The organism is Halobacteriovorax sp. RT-2-3 (genome assembly GCF_047085075.1).
In the GTDB taxonomy this organism is placed as follows: Bacteria; Bdellovibrionota; Bacteriovoracia; order Bacteriovoracales; family Bacteriovoracaceae; genus Halobacteriovorax_A.
On the sequence record NZ_JBKIYF010000001.1, the window covers coordinates 896,827 to 916,172 of the forward strand.

Annotated in this window: 21 protein-coding genes; 8 read left to right on the forward strand and 13 right to left on the reverse strand. The window is 37.5% G+C overall.

Features of this window, described 5'->3' with window-relative positions; all coding sequences use genetic code 11:
- Positions 1-11: 11 nt before the first annotated feature.
- The 9 genes from ACMAYX_RS04080 to ACMAYX_RS04120 all read right to left on the reverse strand — a co-directional run bounded on the left by ACMAYX_RS04080 (position 12) and on the right by ACMAYX_RS04120 (position 7,446).
- A complete protein-coding gene (locus ACMAYX_RS04080) occupies positions 12-629 on the reverse strand; it encodes an NADH:ubiquinone reductase (Na(+)-transporting) subunit D (protein ID WP_412470777.1) in 618 nt (205 codons plus the stop codon).
- On the reverse strand, positions 629-1,402 hold the full coding sequence (locus tag ACMAYX_RS04085) for a Na(+)-translocating NADH-quinone reductase subunit C (RefSeq protein ID WP_199177507.1): 774 nt from the start codon (positions 1,400-1,402) through the stop codon (positions 629-631). Before ACMAYX_RS04085 ends, ACMAYX_RS04080 begins: the two co-directional genes overlap by 1 nt.
- Positions 1,403-1,412: 10 nt before the next feature.
- The gene (locus ACMAYX_RS04090) at positions 1,413-2,618 is read right to left on the reverse strand and encodes an NADH:ubiquinone reductase (Na(+)-transporting) subunit B (RefSeq protein ID WP_103216788.1); all 1,206 of its coding nucleotides are present in this window, start codon (positions 2,616-2,618) and stop codon (positions 1,413-1,415) included.
- Positions 2,618-3,961 (reverse strand): Na(+)-translocating NADH-quinone reductase subunit A, encoded by a 1,344-nt coding sequence (locus ACMAYX_RS04095; protein WP_103216787.1) that lies wholly within the window; start codon positions 3,959-3,961, stop codon positions 2,618-2,620. The genes ACMAYX_RS04090 and ACMAYX_RS04095 overlap by 1 nt, the downstream gene beginning before the upstream one ends.
- A gap of 160 nt (positions 3,962-4,121) precedes the next feature.
- Entirely contained in the window at positions 4,122-4,592 is a 471-nt protein-coding gene (locus tag ACMAYX_RS04100; RefSeq protein ID WP_199177506.1) for a YchJ family protein, read from the reverse strand.
- Positions 4,593-4,604: 12 nt separating this feature from the next.
- Positions 4,605-5,267 carry a class I SAM-dependent methyltransferase gene (locus ACMAYX_RS04105; protein ID WP_103216785.1) on the reverse strand — a complete coding sequence of 221 codons (663 nt, stop codon included), beginning with the start codon at positions 5,265-5,267 and terminating at the stop codon, positions 4,605-4,607.
- 1 nt (position 5,268) lies between these two features.
- On the reverse strand, positions 5,269-6,573 hold the full coding sequence (locus tag ACMAYX_RS04110; protein ID WP_412471569.1) for an MATE family efflux transporter: 1,305 nt from the start codon (positions 6,571-6,573) through the stop codon (positions 5,269-5,271).
- 19 nt (positions 6,574-6,592) lie between these two features.
- Complete coding sequence (locus ACMAYX_RS04115) at positions 6,593-6,946, reverse strand: SirB2 family protein (RefSeq protein WP_103216783.1); 354 nt, start codon at positions 6,944-6,946, stop codon at positions 6,593-6,595.
- Positions 6,943-7,446 carry a potassium channel family protein gene (locus tag ACMAYX_RS04120; protein WP_392991408.1) on the reverse strand — a complete coding sequence of 168 codons (504 nt, stop codon included), beginning with the start codon at positions 7,444-7,446 and terminating at the stop codon, positions 6,943-6,945. Before ACMAYX_RS04120 ends, ACMAYX_RS04115 begins: the two co-directional genes overlap by 4 nt.
- Positions 7,447-7,492: 46 nt before the next feature.
- On the opposite strand from ACMAYX_RS04120, the gene ACMAYX_RS04125 reads away from it, so the two are divergent.
- From ACMAYX_RS04125 to ACMAYX_RS04140, 4 genes are read left to right on the forward strand one after another with little or no spacing between them, the layout of a single operon-like run.
- Positions 7,493-8,233, forward strand: a complete 741-nt coding sequence (locus ACMAYX_RS04125; RefSeq protein ID WP_392991406.1) for a hypothetical protein — start codon at positions 7,493-7,495, stop codon at positions 8,231-8,233.
- Between the two features lie 2 nt (positions 8,234-8,235).
- On the forward strand, positions 8,236-9,426 hold the full coding sequence (locus ACMAYX_RS04130) for a DUF4056 domain-containing protein (RefSeq protein WP_412462791.1): 1,191 nt from the start codon (positions 8,236-8,238) through the stop codon (positions 9,424-9,426).
- Between the two features lie 28 nt (positions 9,427-9,454).
- Positions 9,455-9,949 carry a hypothetical protein gene (locus ACMAYX_RS04135; protein ID WP_412471570.1) on the forward strand — a complete coding sequence of 165 codons (495 nt, stop codon included), beginning with the start codon at positions 9,455-9,457 and terminating at the stop codon, positions 9,947-9,949.
- Complete coding sequence (locus tag ACMAYX_RS04140; protein ID WP_103216778.1) at positions 9,949-10,746, forward strand: hypothetical protein; 798 nt, start codon at positions 9,949-9,951, stop codon at positions 10,744-10,746. The genes ACMAYX_RS04135 and ACMAYX_RS04140 overlap by 1 nt, the downstream gene beginning before the upstream one ends.
- Positions 10,747-10,749: 3 nt before the next feature.
- Here ACMAYX_RS04140 and ACMAYX_RS04145 read toward each other — a convergent pair whose 3' ends face one another.
- Positions 10,750-13,659: a helicase C-terminal domain-containing protein gene (locus ACMAYX_RS04145; protein ID WP_412471571.1), complete on the reverse strand. Its 2,910-nt coding sequence runs from the start codon at positions 13,657-13,659 to the stop codon at positions 10,750-10,752.
- 130 nt (positions 13,660-13,789) lie between these two features.
- On the opposite strand from ACMAYX_RS04145, the gene ACMAYX_RS04150 reads away from it, so the two are divergent.
- Both ACMAYX_RS04150 and ACMAYX_RS04155 read left to right on the forward strand, forming a co-directional pair.
- Entirely contained in the window at positions 13,790-14,185 is a 396-nt protein-coding gene (locus ACMAYX_RS04150) for a hypothetical protein (protein ID WP_103216776.1), read from the forward strand.
- 30 nt (positions 14,186-14,215) lie between these two features.
- Positions 14,216-14,467, forward strand: a complete 252-nt coding sequence (locus ACMAYX_RS04155) for a BolA/IbaG family iron-sulfur metabolism protein (RefSeq protein ID WP_392991396.1) — start codon at positions 14,216-14,218, stop codon at positions 14,465-14,467.
- A gap of 203 nt (positions 14,468-14,670) precedes the next feature.
- On the opposite strand, the gene ACMAYX_RS04160 is transcribed toward ACMAYX_RS04155, so the two are convergent.
- Positions 14,671-15,876 (reverse strand): DNA recombination protein RmuC, encoded by a 1,206-nt coding sequence (locus ACMAYX_RS04160; RefSeq protein ID WP_412471572.1) that lies wholly within the window; start codon positions 15,874-15,876, stop codon positions 14,671-14,673.
- Positions 15,876-16,832 carry a M23 family metallopeptidase gene (locus ACMAYX_RS04165; protein WP_103216773.1) on the reverse strand — a complete coding sequence of 319 codons (957 nt, stop codon included), beginning with the start codon at positions 16,830-16,832 and terminating at the stop codon, positions 15,876-15,878. Before ACMAYX_RS04165 ends, ACMAYX_RS04160 begins: the two co-directional genes overlap by 1 nt.
- A 104-nt stretch (positions 16,833-16,936) precedes the next feature.
- Between ACMAYX_RS04165 and hisS the strand changes: the two genes are divergently transcribed.
- Complete coding sequence (hisS, locus tag ACMAYX_RS04170) at positions 16,937-18,355, forward strand: histidine--tRNA ligase (protein WP_412470779.1); 1,419 nt, start codon at positions 16,937-16,939, stop codon at positions 18,353-18,355.
- Positions 18,356-18,409: 54 nt separating this feature from the next.
- Here hisS and ACMAYX_RS04175 read toward each other — a convergent pair whose 3' ends face one another.
- Positions 18,410-18,694 (reverse strand): hypothetical protein, encoded by a 285-nt coding sequence (locus tag ACMAYX_RS04175; RefSeq protein ID WP_103216771.1) that lies wholly within the window; start codon positions 18,692-18,694, stop codon positions 18,410-18,412.
- Between the two features lie 192 nt (positions 18,695-18,886).
- Between ACMAYX_RS04175 and ACMAYX_RS04180 the strand changes: the two genes are divergently transcribed.
- Positions 18,887-19,321 (forward strand): hypothetical protein, encoded by a 435-nt coding sequence (locus ACMAYX_RS04180; RefSeq protein ID WP_412469730.1) that lies wholly within the window; start codon positions 18,887-18,889, stop codon positions 19,319-19,321.
- The last annotated feature ends 25 nt before the right edge of the window (positions 19,322-19,346 follow it).

Here is a 19,346-nt window from a genome sequence, read left to right on the forward strand (position 1 = left end):
TTCACCTACCCTTACATTTCTTCTACTTGATCTTTCTTCCAAGTACGTAGTCCCCAGATGAAAAAACCAATTAAGAAGAATGCAGATGGTGCAAGAAGTGCCATACCATTAGTTTGGTACCAACCACCTTCTCCAGTTGTTGCTAAAATAGATACTCCAAATAGCTTTCCTGAACCAAGAAGCTCTCTAAAGAATCCAACAAATACAAGTACGATTGAATAACCGATTCCGTTACCAACACCATCAAAGAATGACATGATTGGAGGGTTCTTCATCGCATATGCTTCCGCTCGTCCCATAACGATACAGTTTGTAATGATTAGACCAATATAAACTGACATCGATTTAGCAACGTCATAAACGTAAGCCTTAAGAACTTGATCTGTCACGATAACTAGTGAAGCAATAATCGTCATCATTACGATAATACGAATTGCACTAGGAACGTGATTTCTAATAAGTGATACGAATAAGTTAGAGAAAGCTGTAACAACTGTTACCGCTAAACACATAACTGCTACTGACTCCATTTTTGTCGTAACCGCTAGAGCAGAACAAATACCTAGGATTTGAAGTGCAATTGGGTTGTTCTCAAATAATGGAGAAACTACTGTTTCTTTAAAATTCATTATTCACCCCCACCTTGTGTGAATTTGTCAATGAATGGTCCAAATGCATCGTCACCCATCCAATAGCGAACAGTTCCTGTTACACCATTAGCTGTAAGAGTTGCACCTGAAAGTCCATCAATATCAAAGCTGCTTGCTTTATTAGCTTCACCTTTAATAACTTGAATTTGAGGTTTACCTGCATCACCAAAGATTTTCTTTCCTGGCCATACTGATCTCCAGTGTGGGTTATCAATTTCACCACCAAGACCTGGAGTTTCACCGTGAGAGTAGAAACCAATACCTTTAACAGTATTAAGATCTGTCTCAAGAACTAGGAAACCGTACATTGTTGACCAAAGACCTTTACCGTGAATTGGGAAAACAACAGACTTAGTTGTCTCACCATCTTTTACGAAGAATACTTTAGAGTATTTCGCACGGAACTTGATTTTTCCTTTGTCCTCAGATGCAGGAATTGCGTAGTTCATTTTTGGATCTTTAGCAGCTTTAACAGCATCAAATTTAGTAACATCCATATCTGTTACGTAGTCACCAGTTTTAAGATCAACTAGTTTCTCTTCGATTTGCTTATAAGCTTCTAAAATTTCTTCTTTAGTAGCAGTCGCCTTTACAAGACCTGCAGTCATAAGAAGGTTTTTCTTAACGTCTAAAACTTTATTCTCATCTTGAAGTGGCTTTAGTGAAACCGCTGACCAAGATACGACAACTGAACAAACAACACATAGGATTGTTGCTACGATCAGAGTTTTTGCAGTACTATCATTACTCATCACTGCCCCCTTAAGCCGTTTTGTATCCGTTTGCACGTTTTTTGATATTTCCTTGAATTACAAAGTAGTCAATTAAAGGTGCAAAACAGTTTCCGAAAAGGATTGCAAGCATAGTACCTTCTGGGAAAGCTGGGTTAATAACACGAACAAGGATAACCATGAAACCGATTAGAGCACCATAGAACCAGTGTCCTTTGTGTGTCATAGAAGCTGATACTGGATCAGTTGCCATAAACACTGTACCAAAAGCAAAACCACCGATCACTAAGTGCCAAAGTGGAGTTACTGAGAACATCATATTTGTATCAGAACCGATAGCATTTAAAATTGCTGAAGTAACAACTGCTCCAAGAACCATTGAAAGCATAATTCTCCAAGAACCGATACCTGAGATGATTAGAACTGCTGCTCCGATTAAACAAGCAAGAGCTGAAGTCTCACCCATTGAACCTGGCATAAATCCTAAGAAAGCATCTTGCATTGAAGTTGTGATTGCACCAACACCACCAAGAGCTGCCTGAGAAAGAGCTGTTGCTCCAGTGAAACCATCTACTGCAGTCCATACTGCGTCCCCTGAAATTTGTGCAGGATATGCAAAGAAAAGGAATGCACGAGCAGTAAGTGCTGGGTTAAGGAAGTTTTTCCCTGTACCACCGAAAACCTCTTTACCGATTAAAACACCGAAAGAGATCCCTACAGCAACTTGCCATAGAGGAATTGTTGGAGGAAGAGTTAATGGAAATAGCATCCCTGTTACAAGGAAACCTTCGTTAATCTCGTGACCTCTAACGATTGCAAATAGTGCTTCCCAGAAACCACCAGCGATTTGAGTCACTAGGAAAATTGGGAAGAAGTATAAGAAACCGTGAAGTAGGTTTGCAACTAAGCTTTCTGGAGAGAAACCTGCACCAAGCGCCATGATGATATCAGCACGCCAACCTTCAGGAGTCATACCAGCCGCTGCAAGAGCAGAGTTAGCCTGGAAACCAGTATTGTACATTGCCATAAACATTGCTGGAATAAGAGCAATAGCAACTGTGATCATTAATCTTTTTAAGTCAAGTGCATCTCTAACATGAACTGAACCTTTCGCTACTCCACCTGGAGTATAAAGGAAAGTATCGATCATTTCATAAACAGCATAAAACTTTTCGAATTTCCCGCCTTTAGCGAAATTATCATGTTGAGAATCTAGAAGTTTGCGCAACATTGTAATTATCCTTCTTTCTCAATAGTAGTTAAACTTTCTCTTAGAGCTGGACCAAAATCAACTTTACCAGGACTTACGAAAGTACATAGTGCTAAATCTTCTTCATCTAGCTCTAAACAACCAAGCTCTACAGCGTAGTCATTGTCTTTTGTAACAAGTGCTCTTAAAAGTTGAGTTGGTAGCATATCAAGAGGCATTACCTTTTCGTATGACCCTACTGGAACCATTGCTCTATCAGAACCATGAGTAGCAGTTGTGAAATCGAAAATTTGCCCTGGCTTTAACCAGTGTAGGAAAGTACGCTTAACAGAGAATTTATTAAGACCTGGCTTGTGCCATCCTAAGAACTCTCTTTCACGACCTTCAGTAAGTAGAGAAATTTGGTTGTGGAAACGACCTAGGTAAGAAAAACTTCCAACCATTGCGCGACCGTTGAAAACCGAACCAGAAACAACTCTCACCTCACCTTGTCCAACTTTTCCTGAAGTAACTTCACCTAAATGAGCACCTGGAACTGTTTTAACAAGAGTTGGGTTTACAGATGCAGGACCTGCAATTGAGATAATTCTTTCAGTTGAAAGTTCACCTGAAGTGAAAAGCTTACCGATTGCGATTACATCTTGGTAACCAATCGACCAAACAATCTTCTTAGCGTTTACAGGATCAACAAAGTGAATGTGAGTTCCTGCGTTACCTGCTGGGTGAACACCAGCAAATTCCTTCACTTCAACTTTAGTCGTTGAAGGCTTTGGAATATTAACTCCAGCTGCTTTACAAACAAAAGTTCTTCCATCAGTTAGTTTTGAGATAATCTCAACACCATTCGTGAAATCTTCGCTTGCTTCAGCAATTACTACTGCTGGATCAGCTGCAAGAGGATTAGTATCCATTGCAGTTACGAAAATAGAGTGTGGCTCAGAACCTAAAGCTGGTGCCTTAGAAAATGGCCTTGTTCTGAAAGCTGGCCATAGACCTGACTCAACTAAAAGAGCTTGAACAGCTTCTTTCGTTAAATCTTTTACTCCAGTCCCTTTAAAGTTTTCAAATGTAACTTGCTCGTTACCTGAAACTTCAATTACTAAAGTTTCAAACGCTCTTCTTGCACCACGGTTAATTTCAATAACCTTACCGCTGATAGGTGCTGTATAAAGAACACCTTCAACTTTCTTACAAGAAAATAACGCCTGACCTTTTTTAACCTCGTCACCTACTTGAACAAGCATAGTTGGCTTCATTCCAACATAGTCTGGCCCAGTAAGAGCGACTTTAGTCACTTGAGGTCCTACCTCAATCTTTTGTGATGGCTTCCCACTGATAGGAAGATCCAATCCTCTCTTAATGTGAATCATAGCGACAAATCCCGTTATCTTGGTTTGTTAACAATAAAATATTTATGAAATTATTAGTTTTTTAACAGAAATACATAAAGTTGTAACCCTAATTTTAACTAATCACACCACCGCACTTAGCGACCATGACGCGTTAAAACAAAGGCTATTTAGTCGACAATTATCGACCACAACACTTCTTAAATTTCTTGCCTGAACCACAAGGACATTGGTCATTGCGTCCAACTTTAGCACCATCTCTCTTAACCTGCGCTACGATTGGCTCACCGTCAACGAAGAACCAGTCTCCATCAACCTTAACAAATTCAGAACGCTCATAATGCACATGGTCTTGGCCACCTAAACCAAAAGTCGCCTTAAACTCAACCATTCCCCAGTCATCTCTCTCAGTTCCTTCTGCAGTGTCAACGATCTCAAGACCCTTCCACTCAGATTGTGATGACCACGCCTTGATTTCATTTACATCCATATCATCTCTGTGATCAGGGTGAGTTGAATCAACGATGAAATCAATATTGCCGATTGTATAAGCAAAGTAACGTGCGCTCATAAGTTGAGCTGCAGTTTGGGCCTTGGCTTCACCCTTAACAATTGCTTCACATGTCTTTGTATCAAGACCAGAATTACTCATAATAAACTCCATTTAATATCGATATAATAAGTCGGTAAAATTTGTGTTTGTTTCATCAAAATATACCTTGCTTTCTAGTAGTCGACTAGAAATAAATGTAAAATGCTCTCTAAGCATTTTCTGGTATTTTGTACGACTTCGACGAATGGCATATTCATCTTTAAACTCAAGATCTTCGATCTGGCGATCGAGTTCTTTATCCGTTGGAACTGTTAGATAAAAATACTTTAACTTGGATGCAAGAATTGGCAGACAATACTCTAATTCCTCATCTGTGAGATATTGAAATACACTTGTGCAAACACCAAGATCAAAAGATTTCTTACTCTTCTCATTCTTGCGACACCAGCTAACAATATCCATTCTCTCTAACTTAAACTGAGTTGATTCAATTTTGTTTATTTCACGCTCTTTTACAATTTTGTAAGCGTATTCACTGGGCTCAATTCCATGGGCCTTATATGGCTTAAACTCGTCTAAAAGTGCCTCAAATAAATGACCAAGGCCAAAGCCTAAATCAATAATAGAATTGATATCAATATACTCTAATCCAAATAAATTTTTAATATAGCCAACGTGCTGCTCGACATTGCCTATTCCATCCATTTGATCAGCTTCTTCATAATTTACATCCCAATAGTCCTGGGAAAAACCAAGAGAACCTTTTTCTTTCATTTTATTTAACCTTTAGTGTCTTTCCGATTAAGTATGCATTCGAAATAAATCGGTAGATACCCACAGAGAAAATTGCCCCCCAAAGAAGCAAGAAGGATTGATTTTGATAGCTCAAATACGCCAGTGGCACAAAGCACGTAAAGAAGGCTATCACCATGTGACGACCTAAGAAATCAAAGCGATTGATTCCAAAGACTAGCCCATCATAGACATATGCAATTGAAACAGGAATTTGAGCAATGGCCAAGAAATAAATAATGCCTTTAATCGTTTCATGAATACTTTCATCGTACGTAAAAAGTGAAATTAATGGGCCATTGGCAAAAGTGAAAATGAAACAGAAGATAATTCCAATAATCCCCCCCATAAAAAGAAGCTTATGAAAGATATCTTTTAAGTGCTCATGGCCTTCATTTTTGAAAAGTGTCCCACCTATAATATTTCCAGAAGTCGCGACTCCATCAGTAAAGAAAGATGCAAATAACCATAGGTTGAGAATAACCTGATGAGCAGCGAGGGCCTTTAAAGAGATTGAGCTCGCAACTTTTGTGGCCAAGAAAAAACTTAGAGTTAAAAAAGCCGAGCGCATAAAAACATTGATAGAACTTTTTCCAATATGAAAGGCATCCGCTAACATGATTTCTTGTTTTAAAAACAAATGACGAATTTTTTCGTGAGTCAGAATAAAGTATAAACTTATTAGAAAGCCTACAGCATTAGCAAAAATCGTAGCGGCCGCAACGCTTGAAAGCCCCATATTAAGTTGATAGAGACCTAGGTAAGACAATACAATATTAATCGAAGTTGCTACCCCAATGATTCCTAAAACGATATTAACTTTCGCCATTCCTCTTAGAACTGATAAGGCCGACATAAATAAAAGAATAAATACATGGCCATATAGTCTGGTTAAAAAATAGTCATCACATAAAGAATAAAGATCCTTCGTGACACTCAAAAATTCATAAACATAGTGGCGTGCGGGAACAAAAATGAGAATGAGAAAAAGTCCAATCGAAAAAGCGATTAGGAAAGTCACCTTAATAAGCGAAACTACATTCTCATACTCACCTTTAGCTAGTTTTTGAGAGATTGCTTGGATTGGTGCATGGACCAAGAAGTTAAACATCCAGGTAATAGATGAAATAACCGAAACACCAATGGCCATCGCGGCCAGCATTTTTGTATCAAAATTTCCAACAAGTGCAGTATCAACAATTGAGCTTAGAGGCTCAAGCATTGATGCGAGTATGGAAGGGATAGAAAGGGCCCAAAGGCCCTTGTATGTTAACCAGTTGCGGTCCAAAATTTTTACTTTGTAAATTTTAGTATTTAGTTACTGCAGAGAAGATTGCAATAAAGATTAACGCAAGGATTAAACCAAGACCTGCTAGACGGTTTGATTTCATACGTTTTGCAAGGATTGGCCCAAGCGCAGAAACTGCAACCCATAATCCAACTTTTACTTTTACCCATACTGGCCAACCAGCACCGTGGCTAACACCGATACGAGCAAGAAGCCCCATACCACCTACGAAAAGTAGGAAACTTGCAATCCCAGATGTAATTTTAAAAAGCTTTCTGTTTTGCGCTTCAGTACTTACAAATTGTGGTGCAAATGCAGCAACCATAAGAACAACCATAAACACGTGAAGTACTTTGTAAAATTCATAACTCATTTCTTTTCTCCAATTCTCTCTTCAAGACTCGTCATTCTATCATTTAATATTGTTAAAGTTTTATTAACTTTTGCTAGCTCTCTTTCTAGCATTAAATCTTCTCTATGTAGACTTGATTGCATCCCTTCTACATTTCTTTTTAAGACTTGTACACGTCTTCCGATCGTAAGAAATTGTCGACCGAGCATGACATTTGCAAAAATAGCGGTATAAGTGGCAAATAGCCCTGTACCAAAGATCATAAGAACGACAGCAATAATACGCCCAGCAAATGTGACAGGAGTAATATCACCATAACCAACAGTTGTTATTGTCGTAAACGCCCACCAAACAGCATCCCCAAGTTCAATAACTTTTGGGTTATGCCCTTTTTCAAGATGTAGAAAGACGAAGGCGAAGATAATAACGCCAAGGTTCCCCATGATTGTAATAAACCAGAAAGCAACAGTTTTGAATAAATAAATAAAGCGTTCAACAAATACGCGAAAGCCTGTGCGCAAAACTAACCTCTTCTACAAAATTTTAATTTAATATATAATATTTAATATGAGCTATTTTGGAAACAGCAATAAAGGAGAAAAGATCCTACGCGGTGCATACAACTACTACCGCAAGGATAGTCTCTATGCTGAAGAAACATTTGAAGTTTACCGCAGACCAAAACTCCATCAAATCTACTTTGAAGGAGAAATGCTGGCGCGTGTAATGACTGGTGAGCTCTTAAAAATCAATGTCGCCTACACCGTTGATAAAGAGTACACACCTGTTAAAGTTCAAATTATTAAAAGCCTCGGGGAACAAATCTCAAAAGAGATTTTCTTATTTGATCATTCAACAAGTGAACTCAAGTACCAATTTGATTGCGATGGTGAAGTTAAGCTAGAATCTATTACGACTTCTCCAAAATTCTATGTCACAACACCGCTGAGCTGCTGTAGTATGCTTTTTCTTTGGTCAAAGAAATTTGATTCCGTTGGAAAGAATTACTATTCGTTCTTTTCCACTAATAATCAGTGGAAATACGAAGGTCCAATCATTAATAACAATATTGTTGTTGAAAGAGCAGCTCAAACATCAGAGTCCATTAAAATTGCAGGGGCCACTGTGACAGCTGTTCAGTACAAATTATTTGAGAAATTAGATTCTGATGATGCCAAAGATATGAAAGTTGATCCTGAATTCTTAAGCATCTGGTTATCCCAACACCAAACAATTCCTTATATTATTAAAGACAAGCAAGGAACTAATATAACGATAAAGTATCTTAACAACCTCGATCGAGGCTAAGAATGAAAAGGCTGTGGACAGGATTATTTCTAATCGTTTTGACATCTTCTTGCGCAGGTAAAATTTGGTTAGAAAGCACTAAGCCTGACTCGAAAGCTATCAATAGCATCCTGTCTAAAGAAAATGGTGAAAGTTCAAATTTAAATTTAAAACTTAATCACTCCGACAAAGTAGAATTCACTCATAACTTTAGGCCTTGTTGTGCTTTTGGTACTAATTTCACAGTGGCCCTCTTATCAATACCTATCCCCTTTTTTAAAGAGACAAATACGGTCAATTACGATTCTCTTGGAACCCATATATACAATATAGAAAAATTTTCAGCAGAAGAGATGGCCTCAATCGGTAAAAGAACGCCAGAGGTAAATGGCCTAATTTATACAAGAAGAGGTGGTTTGATCGATACTGCACATATCAGAGATACTGCAGATGTCACGCTTACGCTCTTCTATAAAATTTATCCTAGGCTTGGAACAAATTTTGAAATTGAGTTACCTCGAGAAATTGGTAAACGATCAATTCTTTTCAATGCTTTTGATACAAGTAAAATGGAAGGAAAAGATAGAATCTTCCTAAGCTCTGCACTAGCGGCCAAACTTGCTTACGAGATGGCAGTTTCACACGAATTTGCCCAGTGGCATGGTTATAGGAATGTCTCAATATTTCCAGAGGAGCAATCAGCTTACTCACCAGAAGATCTCTATTCAAATATACTTGGTGCAAAACTTGCTTCGGCCCTAATCAACGAACAGCTCATCTTTTCAAGTATTCAGTATAATTTGAATATGACTTCTTGGCTTGAGCAAACTTTAAAAGAGTTAGGGCCTGTCGATAAAGAAGAAACTCAAAGACTTCTAATGACGACGAACAAAATATGGTGGGATCAAGATATTAGATTACCTGATAAGTTCATGCTGAGAAAAAGGGATTATAGCTTATCGTTAAGGCTCTCTCCTCTTGAAATTCCGACTTCTCCGCTAAAAGATCCAGCGACACTTGAAATTAAAGAATTTTTTAGAAATTACAACTTAGATAAAATTGCAATTCTTAAGCTTGAAATTGATCCTTCATTCGAAGATAAATTTAATCATGTTCCAAAACATATTTGGAATAAGAAGCTAACGATTAAAGACCTTAGAAAGATTGCTCAATACGATAAAGAATTTGACGACAATTACCTTAAGAATAATTAACTTCAAAAAACGTATATAATATAGATCTATGAAGAATAATCTACTTTCACCTATTCTCGCTTTACTCTTGTTGGCAACTTCATGCGCAAAACTTCCGGCCAGCAGAAGTGAAATTAAAAAGAAAAATAATACACATATTTCAAAACAATTATCACCATTCATGTCTGATGGTTGCTCAAAGTGGCCAGACGGAACAATTTCAAAACCCGATGCATGGTTAAAATGTTGCTTTATTCATGACCAGCACTATTGGCTTGGTGGAACTGAAGCACAGCGATTTAATGCAGATCAACAACTAAAGGCATGTGTAAAAGAAGAGTTTACTGATTGGATGTCGATAGTCATGTACCTTGGAGTGCGTATTGGAGGAGGCCCTCAATACCAGACCTCTTATCGTTGGGGCTACGGTTGGAACTACGACAGAGGCTATATTCCTTTAACACAGGAAGAAATCGATTATGCAAAAACAGTCGCTCCAAAAGAGTTCGAAGATATTAACAAATATATAAGGAGAACAAATTAATGAAGCTCATCATCTCTCTAATAATTCTCCTAAGCTCTTTAATGAGCTTGGCCCAAGAAATGCCAGTTAATAAAGTAAGTGAAGAAAAACCTCGCTATTTTCCAATCTGGGGAGAAGAAGCAAAGAAGATGGGCTACACACTTCCTCGAGCTTATGGAATCAATATTTCAAGAATTGAGCACGATGAAAAATTTGGTGTAAAAAAAGCAACTCTAAACGGTGAAAATTTATTTGATGCACTCCCTGTAACAGGAGATGTAAAAGTCGATACAGAAACAAAAATAAATATGATTCGTACAGACTTCTGGCTTTTACCATTCTTTAACTTATATCTTGGGATTGGTCAGATTCATTCTGATGTACAACTTGAGTTTAAAACTCAATTGCCAATCGTTGGTGCCCAACAACATAAAATTCCATTTAAAGCGACTGGGACAGTTGCAAACCTTGGAGGAGTTCTTGTCGCTGGTTACAATAATTGGTTTGCAATGACTAATGTTAACTTAACTGACGTTATCATTGAAGATGAATTAGATGTGAGTCTTTATAGTATTGCTTTCCGAGGTGGATACAACGCTGGCAAACTTCAAATTTTTACGGGCGCTATGTATATTGATAGTGATATTAAAATCACTGGCTCACGCCAAGATATTGTCCTCAACGTAAGCCTTTCTTCATATGGATGGCACGGACTTGCGGGCCTCAATTACGAAATCAATCGTGAATTCGGATTAACCACAGAACTTAGCTTTGGCGATCGTTACATGTATCTTTTAGAATTTGGCTACCGTTTCTAAGTCCTAATCAAGGGTATTAACAAAATCTTTAGAAGCTTCAAGAGCATCCTTAAAATTTGTGCGATGAATTTGATATGGCTCCATTTGCTTTGTTAGCTTGGACATAGTCGAATTCTTCCACTTCTTAATACGAGAATCAATAACAACAACCGCTCCTGCATCCGACTCAGTTCTTAAAAGTCTTCCAAGCTTTTGATGAAGGTTTCTTGTTCTGTGTGCAAGATAGTAATCTTCAAATTCATTACCGATATTAGTTTCATAGTACTCACGACGAAGACGAATAACTTGCTCCATTGAAAGATCAGGGATTTTATCAATGAAAACAAATCTCAGAGCATCACCTGGAACATCAATCCCCTCTCCAAACGACTCCATTCCGATGAGAATACCATTACCACTTTCTTTGAATTCTTCCACAACATTGGCACCCATTCCTTGAACGAAAACAGGTAGCTTGCCCTCAAATTTATCCAGCATATATTCCACGGCCTTTTCAAAACGAGCGCGTGCAGAGAATAGTAAAAGGGTTCTACCATCAATATCCTCAATGAATGGTGTTAGACGATCACAAATAGTCTTTACAAAATCTTTGTCATAAAGCGATGGTGTATCGTCACACAAGAAAACTTTTGTACGATTCTTATAATCATATACTGAAGGTAGATAAAGCCCTGTTCTAAAGCGTCTTTCAGGCTCACTATAGAGGTAGCCCGTCGACCACTCCATACCACGACTTCCCTGATCTCCATGCTCATTACCAAGAGTTGCAGAAGTATAGACAACAGATGATGAGGTCTGCAGAAGCTGGTCATGTAAGATACGCCCAGTGTTGATTGGGCCTGCAGTTAGTAAGAAGCCTTGTTGTTCATGATACTTCATTGATAAAGAATGAGGCTGCGATGAGCTTTCAATCTTTAATAAGACAGCTAGAGCATTCATCACATCTTCAAGCTGACCGACAAATGCTTCAAAACGAGTCCAAGCAGTAATTTCACCTTGGCCTTGCATATCACTTGCCTGCCAACGAATTGTATACGGATATAATCTTTCATAAACTGATTTTAGAAGATAGAAAATACTCTCCAGATGGTGGAAGACACTTAAGCGAAGTCCTTCTTTTTCTGTTGGCATAATCATTGGAAGCTCATTCCAAAATTTATCTGTATAGCGAGGCATCTTTTTAAAGATCATCTCAAACTTTTCTGGAAGCTCAAATAAGTGATCTCTAAGCATAGAGGCCGTATCAATTGATAACATTCGAAGAGACGAAATCTCTTCCTCTTGATTTTCTTCAATCATTGTATTGATTAAGTAGAAAAGAGAACCTAAACCTTGTAGGTTTTGAAATTGTTTGTGAAGACTTTCAAGATCACTTTGTGCCACTTCTGCAGAAAAAGCCTTTGTCGCCTCACCTTCAATTTTATGGGCCTCGTCCACAACCACGTAAGCAGGTCTAGGAAAAGACTTTGTCCAAGAAAACATCAAAGCGTGGTTTCCGATAATAATATCAGCTTCCTTAGCGTCTTTTAAACCTCGAATATAAGTACAGTTGGCGTAGAATGGGCACTGCTTACTTGAGCAAGCGCGGTAATCTACGGCCAAGTCTTTTTGAGCTTGCGTAAAGTTTTCAAGCTTCATACGAAGAACAAATGGGAGATCATCTTTAGAGATCATATGTTCAAGCGCACTATTTGAATTGTGATAGAAAAGAGATTCAAAATAGATATCTGCAAACTTATCTTTTATGTCATTACTTTGAGAAAAAAGGTCTTCCTCATTTTGTCTTTGAGTAAATAGAAGTTCGCAAAAGTGGTTACTTGAACCAATGAGCTGGCGAATCTTCAGATCTTTTGGTGAAACTCCTAAAAGTTTATGAAGTGCCGGAACATCTTTATTCATGGCCTGGGCCTGAAGAGTCTTTGTCCCTGTAGCAACAAGAACTTGCTTCTGTTCACTTAATGCAAATAGTGCACTTGGCACTAAGTAGCCAAGAGTTTTCCCCGTTCCAGTTGGCGCTTGCACCATGGCGTGAATATGATTCTTAAAAGATTGGCCAACTTTAAGCGCCAGATCCTCTTGTGACTTACGATAGCGATAGCCATTGAATAATGTCGAAACCTTCTCTTCATTGCTAAAGATATTTTTTACGTTTTGCCCGTTAAAAGTTATATCGAAATTTTGCTCATACACCTGCTTATCTTCAAGTGTTTTAGGATATGCCCACTCTAGGGCCATCTCAATATGAGCTGCTGGATCAAAATCTATCTGCTCAGAGATTTCAAATAGCTCTTCTTCATAAAGACATAGAAACCTAAAGAACCAATAATCATGAAGTGAGTACTTATGCATTATTGACATCATGAAGTTATATTTACCGGCATCTTTCTTTGTCATAAGTGTTGCGACAATTACAACTTTTAAAAGATCAACTGAATCCTGAAACCCTCGGTGTAATTCTTTTTCAGCTAATCCAAAACCAACAATAAAGTTTTCAAGTTTAAGTGAAGACATATGAGGGAAAAGGAGTGAAAGAAAATAAAGAGAGTCTTGCCAACGGTGACCTTCTCTAAAATCGAGTGTTTCAAAGTGATGGTCTAAGAAGCCGGCCTCAAAATCTGCGTTATGAGCGAGAATGTCGTGGCCATCTAACTCAAGAACTTCTCCAATAACATCATCAAGAAGCGGAGCACGCTTTAGCATTTTGTTATCAATACCTGTGAGTTTTTGAATGAACTTCGAAATTTCAAAACTAGGACGACATAGTGATTCATATTTATGAACAAGTTTAGTTCCTTCAAACTGAAGAAAACCAACATCAATTATTTCATCAACACTACAATCTGCACCTGTTGTCTCGATATCAAGAAGTGCCCATTTGCCTAGTGTGTTATTTTCTGTATTCATCGTATCCATGCTTCTTTACTGCTCCCATAGGCCTTCGCCTTTATTTAACTTAACATTGTTAAATCGTATTGATAATCACCTTTTTATGCCTTATTCTAGGCTACATATTATTAATAATTTCATTACGTAAGGGTGCGCCATGTCTTCAGCGACATTTTTTCAAATTCAATCATTTTTGATCCTATCTTTAATGATTTATGGAGTAACCCAGAGCAAAAAACGCCAGAAGCACGTTAAGATAATGTCTGGAGCGATGATTTGGGATGTTATTTTAATTCTACAAATTGAATTAAGCCGCAGTGCAATTGATAAAGCAATGGAAGTATTCCAATCGCAAACAGCTCTAAAGATTCACCTATTCTTTGCGGTTTCAAGCGTACTTCTTTACATCGCAATGGTTATCTCTGGCCGTATGATTCTAAAAGGTAATTCTAGCTTTATTAAAAAGCACCGTTACCTAGGTATTACTACTCTAGCGTTTAGAATTTTAACTTTTATCACAAGCTTCTATGCAGCTTCTAAAGTTGTACTATAAGAAAACGCAAAATAATAAAGCGAGTTATTTATGTTATTTGAACAAGTAAAAACAATCATCGAAGAAAATATCAAAGATTCACAAGTAATGATCTACGACCTAACTGGTGGAGGCGATCATCTTGGTATCACAATCGTGAGTGATGAATTTAAAGGTAAAATGCTTTTAGCTCAGCACAGAATGGTCATGGATATTTTAAAGCAAAAGTTAAGTGAAGACTTACATGCGGTACAGCTAAAGACGCTAACTGTTGAACAGGCAAAAAATCAGGGACTAATCTAGTCCCTGTTCATATTTTTTAAATAAAAATCAAATTGATTATTTCTTAGTGGTGATCATCCATCATCGCATCATCAAAATCTTTGCATGCAATTGCAAGTGACGCTGGAAGAAGGGCCCAGAAACCAACTAAACATAGTGCTACGAATACTTCTAAACTCATATTTTATTCCTTTTAATTAAATTTCTTTGAAATCTAATGACCATTATAGGTCATTTAGGCTTTCCTGACTAGAAAATTCGACTTCTGGGGTTTGCCCCTTATCGATTTCAACTTCCATAATCCTCTGAAATCTCTTAGAAATCTTTCCAGTTGTTATATTAATATTATTTACATCTTTAGTAACCGTCGCTAAGTGCTTAGTTAGATCGCCCCATCTCTTCTCATAGAGGCCAAAATCAACTCCTAGCTTATTAATCTCTTCGTGAAGAATCGACATATACTTAGATCGCTCCATATTCATCAGAACTGATTGAACTGTTGTTAAAGTGGCCATAAAAGTTGTCGGTGAAGCAATCCAAACATTCTTCTTTTGAGAGTAAGCAATAATATCTTCGTGATAGGCATGGATCTCAGCAAAGATTGCTTCTGCAGGTAAGAATAAAACGGCCTGCTCAGAAGTTTCCCCCTTAATAATATATTTTGAAGAAATATCATCAATATGCTTTTTAACGTTCTTCACAAATTCACGACGAGCAACAGTTTTTTCCTCAACCGATCCCTCAAACATTCTCTTAAAATTCTCTAACGGAAATTTCGAGTCCACACAAAGTCTTCCAATTGGCTCAGGAAGATCAAGCATGGCATCCACAAGCTTGTCATTTGATAGCTTAAACTGAAGTTTGTAGTACTTATCACCTTCTCCAAAGACAGACTTAAGAAGAGAAGTTAATTGAACCTCACCAAAAATCCCACGTGACTTCTTATCTGTTAATACCTCTTGTAGACTTACAACATTCGTTGAAAGAGATTCAATTTTCTTTTGGGCCTCATCAATTTTAGCAAGACGAGCAATGATTCCAGTAAAAGTTTCGTTAGTTTTTTTGAAACCTTCATTTAAGTTTTCTTGAACCTTATTATTAATCTTTTCAAGCTTTTCTTGAATAGCATGATTAGTCTTATCAAATTTCTTTTCAAGATCTTGAGTTAGCTGATCCTTAAAACTAAACATGTCTTTATTAAGTGCGCCCTTTGTCTTCATTAAGCGCTCTACAACGATCTCTCTAAGATTTGAAAAATTCTCCGCAAGCTGATTATTATTTCTAAAAAGCGTCTCTGTCATATCGTCTTTTTGAGAGCGAATAAGATTTGTCACTTCATCAAAATTAACCGTGTGTTCTTTCTTAAAAATTAGAAATAAGAAAGCTAAGATTACAACTTGTAAAACGATGACAATAATTATTGGAGTCATTAATTCTTCCCTTCAACTTTTGGCGTAACATATTTTTGGGCCTTTTGCTCTCGCCCTTTCTCTTTAATGAACTGTAGTCCATCAATCCACTTGCCTTGCACACGAACACCCCAGTGTAAGTGTGGAGCACTAGAACGACCAGTATTACCACTTAAAGCGATGACTTGACCACGCTTAACTGTTTCACCTTGCTTAACCTTGAATTTTGACAAGTGGCAATACATCGTGATGACACCTGCACCGTGGTCAATAAAGACGGCATTTCCATTAAAAAAGAGATCTTTAACAAGAATAACTTTACCATCATTCGAAGCTTTTACAGGAGTTGGCCTTCTGGCACGCATATCTGTTCCCGAGTGCCAGCTATTTTTCTTATCATTAAAGACACGACGGTTTCCATAATAGGCAGTAATTTTTGAGTTTAGTGGCTTAATAAACTCTTTATCAGTTAATGACTTTTCAAGTTCAGCAGTTGCATAGGCTTCTTTTTGTAACTTCACCTCTTCCTGCCAACGCTTAACATCCTCAGGAGCTAAATCCACGTGTTTTTTAGAAACCTTAATATAAGACTTCTTATACTCAAATGGCTTAACTTCAAAAGTTGCAATATGATATTGAACCTCTTGTCCGTATACTTCAGACTTTAGGTAACAGTGAACCGAAGTTGGTGCGTTTGTCTCTTCACCGTCTTTTGTTTCAAAATACCAATACTGCGGTGCCCAGACTGTTTCAAGCGTATTCCCTTTCACATTGTGGCCAAGTGTCTCTTCGCCACATAGAACGCGAAATTTCTCGCCAATGCTTGGCAATTGCAAGACGATTTTATTGACCTTACCGGGATAGGCCACACGCTGCTCAACTTCATAAGTACCAAGCTTAGGTAATGGCTTAATTCCAGCACATGAATAAATAAATAGAATAAAGAAAAATAGTAATAGCTTTGTGTGTTGTCTCATAAGAAAATTATGGCAAAGAAGTCACGTTTTTTAAACGCCTATTGCTTTAAAAGTACTAAAAATCAGGGTATAAACAAATATATTTATTTCGAAGGGGTAATTTAATGGCGATTATTAAGCCGCAAAATGCAAAAGGTACAAGAGATTTTGGTCCAATTGAGTCATCAAGAAGAAATCATATTTTTGAAACAATTAAAAAGAGGTTCCAATCTCACGGTTTTATGCCACTTGAAACGCCGGCCGTTGAAAACCTGAACGTACTTACGGGAAAATATGGAGAGGAAGGAGATAAACTTCTTTTTCGTGTTCTGAACTCAGGAGACTTTTTAAAGAAAGTAAAACCAGAAGATTTAGAAGAAAAGAATCTATCAGCTGTTTCGAGCAAAATGTGTGATCGTGGCCTTCGCTACGACCTAACAATTCCATTTGCTCGTTATGTATGTGCAAATCTTAATGAGCTGGCCCTGCCATTTAAACGCTACCAAATTCAGCCTGTATGGCGAGCTGATCGCCCTCAAAAAGGTCGCTATAGAGAGTTCTATCAATGTGATGGAGATATCATCGGAACAGAATCACTACTAAGTGAAGTTTCTCTAGTTGAGGTTTATCACGATGTATTTAAAGATCTAAAAATCGACGGTGTTGAAATCGTTATCAATAACAGAAAGATTCTTCAGGGTATCGCAAGTGTTCTTGGAGTTAGTGACAAACTAACTGATATGACAGTTGCCATTGATAAGCTCGATAAAATTGGTGCTGAAAAAGTTGGTGAAGAACTACTTGGCCGCGGATTCAATGAAGATCAAGTAAGTCGCCTCTCTACTCTACTAACACTTGAAGGTGACTCAGATAAGAAGCTTTCAACAATTAGAGAGTTCCTTGGTGCTGATGAAATTGGTAAGCTTGGCCTAGAAGAGCTAGAATTTGTTCTTTCAAACGTAAGAGAGCTTGGTATTGAAAACCTAGTATTTGACCCTACTCTGGCCAGAGGACTTGATTACTACACTGGCTGTATCTTCGAAGTTAAGCTAGTTGATGGTTCAATGGGAAGCATCGGAGGCGGTGGACGCTACGATGACTTAACAAGTATGTTTGGTCAAAAAGAGAAACTCTCAGGTGTTGGTATCTCATTTGGAGCAGAAAGAATTTATGATGTGATGCTTGATCGCGGCCTATTTGATGATTCAGTATCGAATATTGACTATTTAATTACAAATATTGATAGCAATTATACCCTAGAGTATCTAAAGCTAGCTAAAGAGCTTAGGGATAAAGGAAATCGCGTAGAAATTTACCCGACTACTGCAAAGCTAAAAAAACAATTAAACTTCGCCAATAAAAAAGGTGTTAAATGTGTAGTATTCTATGGTGAAGAAGAAAAACAAAATAATACGATCAAATTTAAAGGTATGAGAACAGGGAAACAATACATTCTCTCAAGAAATGAACTACCAGACATAAGTATTATAGAAAAGCACGAAAATACATTTGATGAAAGTGAATGCGAACCAATCATAGAATAAAAAAGCCACTCTAAGAGTGGCCTTTTTATTTCTAACGAAATTGATTCGTGTCGATTATCCTAGGATATCGTATGGACGAATTGTCTTTCTACCGTTAGCTGTACATCTCTTTTGAGCTTGATCAACTAGCCAGTATACGTACTCGTTCATTGCTTCAAGAGCGTCTGAAGATACGTTGTATCCTTTACCCTTAAGTGCTTCTTTAGTTTTTGAACCAACTAGTAGCATTTCTCTTTTAGATGCTTTCTTAGCTGTTTTCTTAGCTGCTTTTTTTGGAGCTGCTTTCTTTGCTGCTGCCTTCTTTGGAGCTGCTTTTTTCGTAGCTTTTTTCTTTGCCATTTTAAACCTCGTGTTTAGTGTTTTTAATGAAAAATTTGTAATAATGTAATTTTAAGTACCTGGCCTAAACTACGTCAATAAAAAAAACGGAATGCCTCTTTAATTTGTCGATAAATAGCACTAATCTCAACTAAATAAGTGGGTAAAATGGTCACCTTTGCACCGATTCCAAGCTTAAGCTAATCTTTAGTGATGGATAAACAAGCTATTAAAATTGCTTCAGAAAAAAGCAATAAATTTATATTAGCGTTTGAGAATATTACAAGTAATACAAACGTCTACGATACAGAAAAAAACCAAATACTGATGTTGGAATCACCTAGTAGTATTTGTGCAATTATTCCAAAGAAAACATGTGCTAGTGGGCACAAAATTAATCTCTACATCATTCAAAGCTCGCAGGTCCCAAAAGGTCAGCTAAGCGATATTACGAAACTTAGCAATGTCATAAAGCTTTCGAGTGAAGTCGTGGAGATTGAAGAGTATGGCCCTGAAGAAAATAAAGTTGTTTTTCGTTTACTAGAGGACAACATGAAGGAGCACAAGAAAATTGAAGCAGTGATCTTGGAAAGACAAGAGCGCTTCAATGAACTTTTAAATCAATATAGAAACACACACGAAGAATAAAGAATAAGAGACAGTTACGGAATTG

Coding starts and splice junctions, on each gene's coding strand:
- ACMAYX_RS04080 (WP_412470777.1), bottom strand. CDS start 629: ATGAATTTTAAAGAAACAGTAGTTTCTCCATTATTTGAGAACAACCCA.
- ACMAYX_RS04085 (WP_199177507.1), bottom strand. CDS start 1,402: ATGAGTAATGATAGTACTGCAAAAACTCTGATCGTAGCAACAATCCTA.
- ACMAYX_RS04095 (WP_103216787.1), bottom strand. CDS start 3,961: ATGATTCACATTAAGAGAGGATTGGATCTTCCTATCAGTGGGAAGCCA.
- ACMAYX_RS04100 (WP_199177506.1), bottom strand. CDS start 4,592: ATGAGTAATTCTGGTCTTGATACAAAGACATGTGAAGCAATTGTTAAG.
- ACMAYX_RS04105 (WP_103216785.1), bottom strand. CDS start 5,267: ATGAAAGAAAAAGGTTCTCTTGGTTTTTCCCAGGACTATTGGGATGTA.
- ACMAYX_RS04115 (WP_103216783.1), bottom strand. CDS start 6,946: ATGAGTTATGAATTTTACAAAGTACTTCACGTGTTTATGGTTGTTCTT.
- ACMAYX_RS04125 (WP_392991406.1), top strand. CDS start 7,493: ATGAGCTATTTTGGAAACAGCAATAAAGGAGAAAAGATCCTACGCGGT.
- ACMAYX_RS04130 (WP_412462791.1), top strand. CDS start 8,236: ATGAAAAGGCTGTGGACAGGATTATTTCTAATCGTTTTGACATCTTCT.
- ACMAYX_RS04135 (WP_412471570.1), top strand. CDS start 9,455: ATGAAGAATAATCTACTTTCACCTATTCTCGCTTTACTCTTGTTGGCA.
- ACMAYX_RS04140 (WP_103216778.1), top strand. CDS start 9,949: ATGAAGCTCATCATCTCTCTAATAATTCTCCTAAGCTCTTTAATGAGC.
- ACMAYX_RS04145 (WP_412471571.1), bottom strand. CDS start 13,659: ATGGATACGATGAATACAGAAAATAACACACTAGGCAAATGGGCACTT.
- ACMAYX_RS04150 (WP_103216776.1), top strand. CDS start 13,790: ATGTCTTCAGCGACATTTTTTCAAATTCAATCATTTTTGATCCTATCT.
- ACMAYX_RS04155 (WP_392991396.1), top strand. CDS start 14,216: ATGTTATTTGAACAAGTAAAAACAATCATCGAAGAAAATATCAAAGAT.
- ACMAYX_RS04160 (WP_412471572.1), bottom strand. CDS start 15,876: ATGACTCCAATAATTATTGTCATCGTTTTACAAGTTGTAATCTTAGCT.
- ACMAYX_RS04165 (WP_103216773.1), bottom strand. CDS start 16,832: ATGAGACAACACACAAAGCTATTACTATTTTTCTTTATTCTATTTATT.
- hisS (WP_412470779.1), top strand. CDS start 16,937: ATGGCGATTATTAAGCCGCAAAATGCAAAAGGTACAAGAGATTTTGGT.
- ACMAYX_RS04175 (WP_103216771.1), bottom strand. CDS start 18,694: ATGGCAAAGAAAAAAGCTACGAAAAAAGCAGCTCCAAAGAAGGCAGCA.
- ACMAYX_RS04180 (WP_412469730.1), top strand. CDS start 18,887: ATGGATAAACAAGCTATTAAAATTGCTTCAGAAAAAAGCAATAAATTT.